The sequence below is a fragment of the Desulfosporosinus fructosivorans genome (genome assembly GCF_004766045.1).
Classification (GTDB): Bacteria; Bacillota; Desulfitobacteriia; order Desulfitobacteriales; family Desulfitobacteriaceae; genus Desulfosporosinus; species Desulfosporosinus fructosivorans.
The window spans coordinates 187,882-199,730 of record NZ_SPQQ01000003.1; the positions used below are offsets into that span (position 1 = coordinate 187,882).

General features: G+C 44.3%; 11 protein-coding genes and 1 CRISPR repeat array. Of the genes, 9 read left to right on the forward strand and 2 right to left on the reverse strand.

Annotated features, from left to right (window positions below; all coding sequences use genetic code 11):
- Window positions 1-90: 90 nt before the first annotated feature.
- The 8 genes from cas3 to E4K67_RS09000 all read left to right on the forward strand — a co-directional run bounded on the left by cas3 (window position 91) and on the right by E4K67_RS09000 (window position 9,705).
- Window positions 91-2,259, forward strand: a complete 2,169-nt coding sequence (gene cas3, locus E4K67_RS08960) for a CRISPR-associated helicase Cas3' (protein WP_135546085.1) — start codon at window positions 91-93, stop codon at window positions 2,257-2,259.
- A 235-nt stretch (window positions 2,260-2,494) separates the two neighbouring features.
- The gene (gene cas5c / locus E4K67_RS08965) at window positions 2,495-3,151 is read left to right on the forward strand and encodes a type I-C CRISPR-associated protein Cas5c (RefSeq protein WP_135546086.1); all 657 of its coding nucleotides are present in this window, start codon (window positions 2,495-2,497) and stop codon (window positions 3,149-3,151) included.
- Complete coding sequence (gene cas8c / locus E4K67_RS08970) at window positions 3,148-4,938, forward strand: type I-C CRISPR-associated protein Cas8c/Csd1 (protein ID WP_135546087.1); 1,791 nt, start codon at window positions 3,148-3,150, stop codon at window positions 4,936-4,938. Before cas5c ends, cas8c begins: the two co-directional genes overlap by 4 nt.
- Window positions 4,938-5,819: a type I-C CRISPR-associated protein Cas7/Csd2 gene (gene cas7c / locus E4K67_RS08975; protein ID WP_135546088.1), complete on the forward strand. Its 882-nt coding sequence runs from the start codon at window positions 4,938-4,940 to the stop codon at window positions 5,817-5,819. The genes cas8c and cas7c overlap by 1 nt, the downstream gene beginning before the upstream one ends.
- Complete coding sequence (cas4, locus tag E4K67_RS08980; protein WP_135546089.1) at window positions 5,816-6,493, forward strand: CRISPR-associated protein Cas4; 678 nt, start codon at window positions 5,816-5,818, stop codon at window positions 6,491-6,493. Before cas7c ends, cas4 begins: the two co-directional genes overlap by 4 nt.
- Window positions 6,490-7,521: a type I-C CRISPR-associated endonuclease Cas1c gene (cas1c, locus tag E4K67_RS08985; protein WP_135546090.1), complete on the forward strand. Its 1,032-nt coding sequence runs from the start codon at window positions 6,490-6,492 to the stop codon at window positions 7,519-7,521. Before cas4 ends, cas1c begins: the two co-directional genes overlap by 4 nt.
- A gap of 10 nt (window positions 7,522-7,531) precedes the next feature.
- Window positions 7,532-7,822, forward strand: a complete 291-nt coding sequence (gene cas2, locus E4K67_RS08990) for a CRISPR-associated endonuclease Cas2 (protein ID WP_135546091.1) — start codon at window positions 7,532-7,534, stop codon at window positions 7,820-7,822.
- Window positions 7,823-7,989: 167 nt separating this feature from the next.
- Window positions 7,990-9,086: a CRISPR direct-repeat array (repeat unit 32 nt; unit sequence GTCGCTCCCGGTATGGGAGCGTGGATTGAAAT).
- 388 nt (window positions 9,087-9,474) lie between these two features.
- Window positions 9,475-9,705 (forward strand): hypothetical protein, encoded by a 231-nt coding sequence (locus E4K67_RS09000; RefSeq protein ID WP_199242500.1) that lies wholly within the window; start codon window positions 9,475-9,477, stop codon window positions 9,703-9,705.
- Between the two features lie 324 nt (window positions 9,706-10,029).
- Here E4K67_RS09000 and E4K67_RS09005 read toward each other — a convergent pair whose 3' ends face one another.
- On the reverse strand, window positions 10,030-10,269 hold the full coding sequence (locus tag E4K67_RS09005; RefSeq protein ID WP_135546093.1) for a DUF2922 domain-containing protein: 240 nt from the start codon (window positions 10,267-10,269) through the stop codon (window positions 10,030-10,032).
- Between the two features lie 69 nt (window positions 10,270-10,338).
- Window positions 10,339-10,530, reverse strand: coding sequence for a DUF1659 domain-containing protein (locus E4K67_RS09010; protein WP_135546879.1), 192 nt, complete (start codon window positions 10,528-10,530; stop codon window positions 10,339-10,341).
- Window positions 10,531-10,799: 269 nt separating this feature from the next.
- Here E4K67_RS09010 and E4K67_RS09015 point away from each other — a divergent pair, with 269 nt between their 5' ends.
- Window positions 10,800-11,591 (forward strand): DUF3102 domain-containing protein, encoded by a 792-nt coding sequence (locus E4K67_RS09015; RefSeq protein WP_135546881.1) that lies wholly within the window; start codon window positions 10,800-10,802, stop codon window positions 11,589-11,591.
- The last annotated feature ends 258 nt before the right edge of the window (window positions 11,592-11,849 follow it).

Sequence of the window (11,849 nt, forward strand, 5' to 3'; positions counted from 1 at the left end):
TTGCAAGGAATTGTCTTATTATAATTATAAAACGATGCTCTTCAAAAGCGTGGCACTATTGTCCCTGCTGAAAAAAGGAGAACAGATATCATGCATATTGCGCGTCGCAGAGAAAATGATTGGGAATCCCAAAGATTGAAAACCCATTTAGAGAATACCGCCAATCAGGCCAAGAAGTTTGCCGACAGCTTCCATAATGGCGATTATGCCTACGCATGCGGGCTAATGCATGATATCGGAAAGTATTCGACGGAATTTCAAGATAAAGTGATCAATAGCACGAACACCAGGGTAGATCATTCGACTGCGGGTGCGATTGAAATTAACAAAGCCTTTGTTTCGCTGGGGAAGTTACTGGCCTATTGTATTGCCGGTCATCATGGCGGTCTCCCGGACGGTGGGAGTAAAAGTGACACTGCGATTGAAACAACATTAAGCGGACGGTTAAAGAGAGCAAAGCAGCTTCATGATTACTCGTATTTTAAAAATGAGATTAATATTCGTGAATGTTTACCGGGAAGGCTGCCTAATATAAAACCCTTAAATAAGGGCGGTTTTTCACTGTCTTTTTTCGTAAGAATGATTTATTCGTGCCTGGTGGATGCCGATTTCCTCGACACGGAAAGATTCATGAACATAGGCAAAGTGGCTCGAAGCGCGAATTACGATTATCCATTTTTCAATGAGAAGCTAAACACGCATATAAATGCGTTCAAGGATATGGAACGTGAAATCAATCAAAAAAGAGCTGAGATACTTCATTGTTGTCTCGAAAAAGCACAGGAAGAAAGAGGTTTATACACTCTTACTGTTCCCACCGGCGGGGGTAAAACCATTTCCTCTCTGGCATTTGCCCTGAAACATGTACTGAAGCACGATATGGAGCGAATTATTTATGTGATTCCCTACACAAGTATCATCGAACAAACGGGAAAAGTTTTCAAAGATATATTGGGGCAAGAAAATGTCTTAGAGCATCATTCGAACTTTGATTTTAAGGATGACGAAGATTTAATTTTGCACAAACTGAAGCTATCTTCGGAAAACTGGGATATCCCGGTTGTTGTAACGACGAACGTGCAGTTTTTTGAATCCTTGTTTGCCCATAAGTCTTCTCGGTGCAGAAAACTTCATAACATTACAAACAGCGTAATCATTTTTGATGAAGCGCAAATGCTGCCCACGCCATTCCTTACACCTTGTCTGATGGCGATTGCCGAATTAGTCAGGAATTATCGCTCAACCTGCGTATTATGCAGTGCTACCCAGCCCTCTTTAAAGGACAGGTTTCCGAAAAAAATAACGGTGGATGAAATATGTGAAAATACCGAAGACTTATATGAATTCTTCAGACGAACCCACGTTATCCCCAGAGGACAAATTGAAACAACGCAAATTGCAGTGGAACTGAACAGATGTAATCAGGTGTTATGCATCGTCAACAACAAAAAACACGCCAGAGAAATATACTCGGCGCTACGGGAAGAAGGGGTTTTTCATTTATCAACGAGAATGTGTCCCAAACATCGAAGCGACGTGTTAGGGGAAATAAAACGAAGATTAAAAGATGGGCTGTCTTGTAAAGTGGTCTCCACCCAGTTAATTGAGGCCGGTGTTGATGTGGATTTTCCTGTGGTCTACCGAGCAATGGCCGGAATTGATTCCATTGTGCAAGCCGCAGGTCGGTGTAACAGGGAAAACAAGCTTGAAGTCGGCATCGTCAATGTTTTCGAACCGGAAAGCAGATATACCCAAAATATGCCCAGTTCAATAAAACGACCGATTGAGGTAGCAAAAAGCGTTATGACAAGATTTGAGGACATTCTATCTCTTCAAGCCATAGAGACCTACTTTAAAGAATTATATGACTTTGAAGGTGAGGCAGGACTTGATATACATAGTGTATTTAAAGAAATGGAAAGCGGAGCGGAAGGCTGTAACTTTAATTTTAATTTCAAACAAATTGCCGGTCAGTTTAAATTAATCGATGAAAATACGGTACCGATTATTATTGGGTTTGATGAGAAGGCTAAAGAGCTGATTCATAAGCTGCGCTATGTCAACAAGTATAGGGGCATCTTAAGGGCGATACAGCCGTATTCCGTTAATGTTTATGAAAATGAGTTCAAAGCGATGAACGGAGCAGGACTGATAGAAATTGTTGACGACGGAATTTATATTCTGCGGGATATGAATAGGTACAATGAAGGAACAGGACTAGAGTTCAATACGGAATCCGGCGTGGCAATCTTCGCCTAAAACGTCGGGCAGCCAATGATGTGTACCATTGGCTACCCGACAGAATGTTTCATTAATAACTAGAATAAATTTCAATCCACATTTCATTTGAAATGACAGCTGGATTTTAACACTTATATTTTTTTCTGTCAAATGTAAAAGATTTGGAATATTAATATTGACAAAATTTGTGACATGGATTAAATTAACAATTAGGATCTATTAAAAACTACAATAAGAATGTAGGAGTGATGAAATGGGTTATGGAATTTGCTTGGAGACGTGGGGTGATTATGCGCTCTTTTCGAGACCTGAAATGAAAGTGGAGCGAGTGAGCTATGATGTCATCACACCCTCGGCAGCGCGCGGCATTATAGATTCTATTTATTGGAAACCCGCGATTGTCTGGCGTATAGACAAGGTACATGTCTGCAATCCGGTCGAATTTACCAATATCAGAAGAAATGAAGTCAGCTCCAAAATATCGGCAAGATCCGTTGATTCGGTAATGAACGGCGCTGCCAAGCCCCTATACATCAATACGAATGAGGACAGACAGCAAAGAGCCTCAATGATTCTCAAAAATGTCCGTTATATTATTGAAGCGCACTTTGAATTAACTGACAAGGCTGGAGAAACGGATACCATCGAAAAACATTATAATATTGCGCTTCGGAGGATGAGAAAAGGTCAGTGTTACCATCAGCCTTGCTTTGGCTGCAGAGAATTTCCGGCAAATTTCAGGCTGCTTGAGGGCGACGTGCCCGAATCCGGCTTGATTGGAGAAAAAGACCTTGGCTATATGCTCTATGATATGGACTTTACAGATCCCGAAAATATTAAGCCTATGTTTTTCAGAGCGGTTATGCGTAACGGGATTATTGATTTATCCGCTTGCGAGGTGGTCAGATGATTTTACAGTCACTTGTTAAGTATTATGAAATCCTGGCTAATGATGAGGACAGCAACATTCCCAAGCTGGGTTACGGCAAGGTGAACGTGTCTTACGCAGTTAATTTGTCCTTAGAAGGAGAACCGTTAAACATTATTCCGCTTAAAATCAGCGCCCAGCGCGGCAAAAAAATGGTGGAAATTCCGCAAAGCATGGAAGTGCCGGAACAGGAAAAGAAAGCTGGAATTGGAGCAAAATCCAATTTTCTCTGTGAAAACGCAAGCTATGTATTCGGCGTGGACAATAAAGGAAAACCCGAAAGAGCCAAAGCATGTTTTGAAGCGTTTAAGCAATTACATCTGCAAATACTGAAGGATGTTAACAATGCAACGGCACAGGCGGTCGTCAATTACGTGAGCCGTTGGGATGTTGATCACGCACTGGAACATCCAGCACTTGCCGAATATCTGGATGAAATTTTATCCGGTGCAAATTTTGTATTTAAAATTAATGGCGGGGAATTTGTTCATCAAAACCCGGAGATCAGACAAGCCTGGGAAACATATAAAAGCAATTTAGACAACACAAATACAATGCAATGCCTGGTAACCGGCCAAGAGAGTCCTATTGCCAGATTGCATCCCAGTATCAAAGGGGTCCGCGGAGCACAATCCGTAGGGGGATCGCTGGTTTCGTTCAATGAACGCGCTTATGAGTCATACGGCCGTGAAAAAGAACAGGGTTTGAATGCTCCGGTGAGTGAATATGCAACCTTTGCCTACACCACCGTGTTGAATTATCTCTTGGCGGATAGTGCCCATAAACTGAATTTAGGTGATGCAACGATTGTATTTTGGGCAGAAAGCCCCAAAAAAATCTATCAGGATTTTATGACTCTCTATCTGAACGGTGGAACAGTGAATAACGGAGAGAATCTAGTGCAGGATGAAGCAGCGGCAAGAGAAATAAAGTCTGTTTTTGAAAAAATAAAGCAAGGTAAACCCATTGGCGACTTATCGGATATCTTTGATCAAGAAACAAACTTTTATATCCTGGCAATATCCCCAAACGCGGCAAGGTTAGCAGTCAGGTTTTTCTTCGCCAATTTTTTTGGGGAATTTGTGAAAAAAGTCGGAAGGCATTACGAAGATTTAAGGATAGAAAAACAATATCCTACCGAGCCGGATATCTTTTCTCTATGGAGGGTGTTAAACGAAACAGTATCCCCAATGTCCAAGGATAAGGCAGCTTCACCATTACTTGCCGGCGCTGTGCTGAAGGCAATTATTACAGGCACCCAATATCCGGCAGGTCTGTATAATTCCATCATGCTGAGGATTAAAGCGGAAAAAGAGATCAGTTATTATAAAGCGTCAATAATCAAAGCGTATTTATCCAGAAATACAAAAGAATTTAAGGAGGTATTAACAATGGCCCTGAATGAGCAAAGTGAAAATAGCGCCTATATCTTGGGAAGATTATTCGCAGTGCTGGAAAAGGCACAGCTAGATGCCAATCCAGGGATAAGTGCAACCATTAAAGACCGGTATTTTACATCGGCTTGTGCCACGCCGTCCTCGGTTTTTCCTGTTCTGCTGAGATTGACGCAGCACCATATCTCAAAAGCAGACTATGGACATACCAGCGATAGAAGGATCGGCGATCTATTAGAAAAGATGGATATAGCCAACAATCCATTTCCGGCAAATCTGTCGTTAGAGCAGCAAGGCGTGTTTATTTTAGGATACTACCACCAAAGGAATGCATTCTATCAAAAAAATAATAAAAAAAGTGAGGCGAAGGAATAATGAGTGAGGCTATTAAGAACAGGTATGAATTTGTCATTTTATTTGAGGTCGAAAACGGCAATCCAAACGGAGATCCTGATGCCGGCAATATGCCCAGAATTGATGCTGAAACGGGTTACGGGATTGTCACCGATGTCTGCCTGAAAAGAAAAATCAGAAATTATGTTGAAACTGTGAAAGGGGACAGCAAGGGTTACAAAATATATATTAAAGACGGTGTTCCCTTGAACACCAGCGATAAGTCGGCTTATGAATATTTGGGTATCAAGGAGGAAGAAGCACAAAAGAGCAAGGGTGAAAAAGACAACCAGATTCGAGATTTCATGTGTGAGAACTTTTTTGATATCAGGACTTTTGGCGCTGTTATGACGACTTTTGTCAAGGCCAAACTAAACTGCGGACAGGTCAGAGGACCTGTGCAGATCGGATTTGCCAGAAGCATAGACCCCATCGTTCAACAAGAAGTTACGATAACTAGGGTCGCGATCACAACAGAAGAAGATTTTAAGAAGAAAGAAACGGAAATGGGCAGAAAGTACATTGTACCTTATGCTCTTTATCGGGCGGAAGGCTATATATCTGCTAACCTGGCGAAAAATGTAACTGGATTTTCTGAAGAGAATTTACAGCTTCTGTGGGAAGCCATCATTAATATGTTTGAGCATGATCACTCTGCGGCAAGAGGGAAAATGAATGTCAGAGAGTTAATCGTTTTTAAACACGACAGCGAATTTGGCAATACTCAAGCCTATAAGCTGTTTGCTACGATAACGGTTGAACGCAAAGATAAAACAAGGCCAGCCAGAACATATGCTGATTATGACGTAAGAGTTGACGCCGAAAAAGTTCCTGGAGAAGTACAGTGCCTGCGCATGATATGAGTAAAGAATATAGAGAAGACGACTTCCTGCTCTTGTCCGGGATACAGCACTTCGCATTTTGCAAGCGTCAGTGGGCCTTAATCCACATTGAGCAGCAGTGGCAGGAGAATTTGCGCACTGTTGAGGGTGGAATTCTGCATGAGAAAACCCATGACTCTACCATTAAGGAAAAGCGGGGAGATTTGATCATATCCCGGAGCATGGGAATCTTTTCCCGTACTTTAGGGATTACCGGAGCTTGTGATGTGGTGGAATTCCACAAGTCTCGGGACGGAGTCACCCTCTATGGCAGGGCGGGAACCTATAAGCCGGTTCCAGTGGAGTATAAACGGGGCAAGCCCAAGCATGACAATGCGGATGTCCTGCAATTATGCGCTCAGGCTATGTGCTTGGAAGAAATGCTCTTGTGTACGATTCCCGAAGGGTTTCTGTTTTATGGGGAACCTAAACGAAGGCTTAAAGTAATGCTCGACGAGGAGATCCGGGAACAGGTAAAGGCGATTTGTAAAGAGATGCATGAGCTGTACGACAGGAGGTATACGCCCAAAGTAAAGCCGACTAAGGGCTGCAAAGCCTGTTCCCTCAGTGAGCTTTGTTTGCCTAAGCTGTGTAAAAATCCATCGGCTCTGGCCTATATGAAAAAAAATGTTTCGGAAATTGAGGTTGATGAATGAGAAAATTATTGAATACTCTCTATGTGACTTCGCCCAATACTTATTTATCCCTTGATGGAGAAAATATTGTGATTTTAAAGGATGAGGCCGAGTTGCTGAGAGTTCCCCTGCATAATCTGGAGGGCATTGTTGCCTTTGGCTATACCGGCGCCAGTCCGGCTCTGATGGGTGCCTGCGCCAAGCGCAATATCGCTTTGAGTTTTATGAAGCCCAGCGGAAAATTCCTGGGCAGGGTGGTTGGCGAAGTTAAAGGCAATGTTACCTTGCGCAAGACTCAATACAGGTTATCGGAGGATGCAGCAGAAAGCCATAAAATTGCACAATCCTTTATCTTAGGAAAAATATATAACGCCCGCTGGGTGGTGGAGCGGGCAACCAGGGATCATGGGGCCAGGCTGGATGTGGATAAATTAAAAGGAGTCTGTCAGACCCTGGTCAAGGCTTTGAAGCTGGTTGAAAATAGTCAGAATTTAGAGCAGCTCCGGGGATTTGAAGGGGAAGCCGCGGCCCAGTACTTCCGAGTATTGGATGATTTGATTCTTCAGCAAAAAGATGATTTTTATTTTAATTCCCGGAACAAACGTCCTCCCCTGGACAATGTCAACGCCATGCTTTCCTTTGTCTATACCCTTTTGGCCCATGATGCTGCGGCGGCGTTGGAAACCGTTGGGCTGGACCCCTATGTGGGATTTCTGCACCGGGATAGGCCGGGGAGGATTTCCCTGGCCCTGGATTTGATGGAAGAGCTGCGGGCTGTCTATGCGGACCGATTTGTCATTTCTTTAATTAATAAACGAGAAGTCAATGGTAGCGGCTTTACCCGGATGGAAAATGGAGCAGTTATTATGGATGACGATACGCGAAAAGCTGTTCTTAAAGCTTGGCAAAGCAGGAAGCAGGAAGAAATCAGGCATCCCTTTCTGCAGGAAAAAATGGAATGGGGATTGGTGCCTTATGCCCAGGCTATGCTGCTGGCCCGGTTTATCCGGGGGGATTTGGACGGGTACCCGGCCTTTATGTGGAAGTAGGTGAGAAGATATTTTAGTGCTTATCACATATGATGTAAATACTCAAACGGCGGCGGGGAGAAAGCGACTGCGTCAAATTGCTAGGCAATGTGTGAATTATGGACAGCGTGTTCAGAATTCGGTTTTTGAATGTGTGTTGGATGCGGCCAAATTCCGTGAGGTACAGCATAAGCTGGAGCAAATTATTGATAAGGATACGGATAGCCTGAGGTTTTATTTGTTGGGCAATAATTACAAGAATAAGGTTGAGCATGTGGGGGCCAAAGCTTCCTTTGATGTTGAGGATACGCTGATCATTTAGTGCGAATGTGAAGCGAACATAAAATCCCTGGGGGATTCGCACCGCGAGATGACAGGAATTTTGATGAAAAATGACGATAATATTGGATTTGTAAGGCGGTTCGTGGAAAGAATGCATGAATTTTAATAAAAACCTTTGATAGGAGATAGTTTTATTAGTTTTTTGCGGTCGCTCCCGGTATGGGAGCGTGGATTGAAATTTTTAGCATTTCTAAATAAGTTGGCTTTACTGCCCGTCGCTCCCGGTATGGGAGCGTGGATTGAAATGGTTGTATCCATGGCTTGTTGCATCAGGACCTCCGTCGCTCCCGGTATGGGAGCGTGGATTGAAATGTGCAATCATTCCATGCTAGACAAGTATCATTGCAGTCGCTCCCGGTATGGGAGCGTGGATTGAAATATCCCTGGTCCATCCTAGGTCAGCTTTCTCTTGCAGTCGCTCCCGGTATGGGAGCGTGGATTGAAATCATAAAGAAGGATTTGCCTGAGTTACGTCCACCAACGTCGCTCCCGGTATGGGAGCGTGGATTGAAATTCACCTGCTATGTCCACGCCTTGACCGTACCAAGTCGCTCCCGGTATGGGAGCGTGGATTGAAATTGAAATCTTTTGTTTCGTTTCCTCGGAATGTTTAGTCGCTCCCGGTATGGGAGCGTGGATTGAAATTTAATCAGCGTTACCTATACGGAAAACGAAATCGGTCGCTCCCGGTATGGGAGCGTGGATTGAAATTTTAAACTCGCTTGCTTACTCGGAGGTAACAACGTGTCGCTCCCGGTATGGGAGCGTGGATTGAAATTTATATACGTCGTTTAATTAACAGAACATAGCCAAGTCGCTCCCGGTATGGGAGCGTGGATTGAAATCCATCAAACAGTAAGGGTGGTCGCCCAAAGAAAGGGTCGCTCCCGGTATGGGAGCGTGGATTGAAATTGCTGTGCTGTGCGACCTTCCGTGAGTGGATTTGTCGCTCCCGGTATGGGAGCGTGGATTGAAATCGTAGCAGGCGCGGCAATAACTTTCGCAAGTAACGTCGCTCCCGGTATGGGAGCGTGGATTGAAATTTGTGCTTGTACATATGTTGGCGCAATCAAAACAAAGGTCGCTCCCGGTATGGGAGCGTGGATTGAAATCTTGAGCCTTTCGTGCTCCCGATGTTCCCGGAAGTCGCTCCCGGTATGGGAGCGTGGATTGAAATAGAATCCTTGTCTATCAAGGTAATCGCACCATAAGGTCGCTCCCGGTATGGGAGCGTGATTGAAATTATATCTATGCACAGGACCAGTATATTGAAATTTACGATAACAATCAGAAAAACTATCAGATTACCGTTGCCACTCAGATGGTCTGAGGCAAATTGTTATCAGGGGAGCTATGCGCCTTATTGTCCGCCAGGGAATCAAGCTTAATTACCGCAGATGGATTGTCTCCGGCAATGAAGTGGCAGGTGCAAAATGGTTAACAAAGAAAGTGATTAATAACTGCAGCACTCTGGGGCGGTCTCCGGTCGCTTCTAAGTTTTTAACTTTTTTGGCAATGGATATACAATTGGTTCTACATGGAGATTGAAATTTTTGAGGCAGGAAAAAGAAGCTAATGATGGAACTAATTAGGAGAAGAATATGCAAATAAGCAGGAAAGAAGGTCTTTCAGTTGAGGAGAATAATGCCCTTTTTATCCACCTGCGGATTATTACCGCAACGAGTTGGCCCCCTAGACGAGGAAATTTGTTCACTGCTTGCCAAGCGTAAGGAGCTGTCAGATGAAAATCCTGGTTTTCCCGATTCGGATTTGATTTCGAAATGGAGCCAAAAGTTTGCTCTTAACGTGAATTGGCTGCGTAGAATGTTTGTGGTATATTTGCAAGGCGAGGAATGTTACTAACCTCCTGTAGAACCCACGGGGTTTTTGAAGTTTATTCCGGTCTTAAAATCCGTGACGATTGAAAATTTCTCCCATACAGTACGTATATGAAACAATACAGCAATGCCAGCATTGTGTATGTGGAAACTGAACTGATTGCTTCCGGACGATTCGTCAGCTTAGGGCATGCCGGCTTTGAATTATCGATTGCTCCCGAGGATTTTTGATGAAGATAAAAACAGTTATCTTAGACCCGGCCGGCTGTCTCCAAAATTAATACCCGCGTACGATTTTGGAGACAAGCCAAGGAGAAAACGCTCACCCTTGCCGGGAATGCAGCGGTGTTTAAGCCTGAGGCGGGTCGAATAGATCATCGGTAACAGTTCCGATGACCTTAACGTCCCGTAGGCCTGTGAGGGCGCCGCTGGTCGTCAGGAAAATATTGCTGGAGACAATCGTATTCATAACGGTCAGGACCTCAGCTTGATTCAGGTCTTCCCGGGGATTGGGAATTGTTATAGTAAACGTCTTTCCTCCCTCGGTGGCAAAACTTAACCTGACCACTTTGGTATTGCTTGTAGCCACAAACTCACCTCCTTCTCTTTGGATTTTCTTAAACGGTTACTCCTCTGTCAGCCTGAAATTTTTTCTCAACTACACGTCCAGCAGCGGCTGCAGTGACAGGCTGAACAAGGCCTGAGCCACATCGTAAAGGGCTTCTTCGGAGGCATCCGCCCGCACATAGCTCAGGCTTTTTTGCCTAGTTACCGGGCTTCCGGTGGGAGTAGATCCGGTTTGGTAAATTGCTATCAGTGCCGAATTCAAAGGTTCAGCTATAATTGACATTTTCTTGCTCCTTTCTGATCGTTTTGACAAACCGGCTGTTCCGGCATGTCCCTATATTCTATGGGCTTGTACCCCAGGGGGTTATCCTCTGGCACAAAAGGAATGTCCGAACCAGCTGATGTTGCCTGCTTCGGACATGATCTTAGCCGGGATTGTCACCAGATTCCCAATTTTGTAAGGTGATTTGCCAGATTCATAGCCAAGCTTTCACCATTCGAAACCCGCCTACGTATGCTGTAATTAAAGCTATTGAAAAGGCGGGAATCAAAATGGATGAAACCAGCACTGAACGTACTCCCCAAAGCATCGCGGCTGAGATTAATAGGATCAAACAACAGACTTGTAAAATTATGCTTACCAATGCCCTGGAGATCGGCAAGCGCCTGAAGGAGGCCAAGGACCTGCTCCCCCATGGAGAATGGGGGAAATGGCTGGTAGAATCGGTGAGCTATTCCCAGCGCACAGCCAACAGGCTAATGCAGCTCTTTGAAGAATATGGAGATAAACTATTCGCTTCCACCGCTGAGGGCGACAGGTCAAATTCGTCGGCGCCGACGAATTTGACCTACTACCAAGCCATTCTCCTGCTGGGGATTCCGGAAGATGAGCGGGAAAAATTTATATTGCAGCATGATGTTAAGAATATGACCACCCGGGAGCTGGATCAGGCGCTCAAAGAACAGAACCAAACCCCTCCGGAGAAAGAGCAGGCTCAAGTCACGCCCATGTCCAATAACCCTGGGGAAATCAAGATAGAATATCAAACCGTCAAAAAAACCGACAAACCCATAAGCAGGCCAAAAACTGCAGCCTCCCAGGCATTTACTACGGAGTATGAAGAAAGATGCACCGCTTGCTGCAAAACTATCGCCGATACATTTTACGAGCTCCTGGTAGCCCTCAGCCACCTGGCTAGACTTGATCTGGCGGTGAAGGAGAAATGCAGTAAAGACGCGAGCAAGCTTGCTGAAAATATGGTCGAAAAGCTTAAAGAGTGGCCACCTGTTCCCACGATGAATATGAGGAAGGTTGAAACCTACGCTCCCCATGAAAGGTGGTAAATCGAAGGGCAAGAGATATCCCTTTAGATGAAGGAGAGTACGACAATGATTGATATCGATATAACAGCTGGAGGGCTTTTTGCCAGATCGTAAGGTCTGCCTTTTTTGTTTTTTCTTGGATTATTTTTACTATCATGGGAGGAGATGAGCGGAAAATGTAGAAATATTAGGGTGGAATAATTTATGTGGCAAAAAGGAATTTGAAGAATCAGTTGAGCGTGATAAGGGAGCTATGGGCGACAAATTTGATATTTAGTT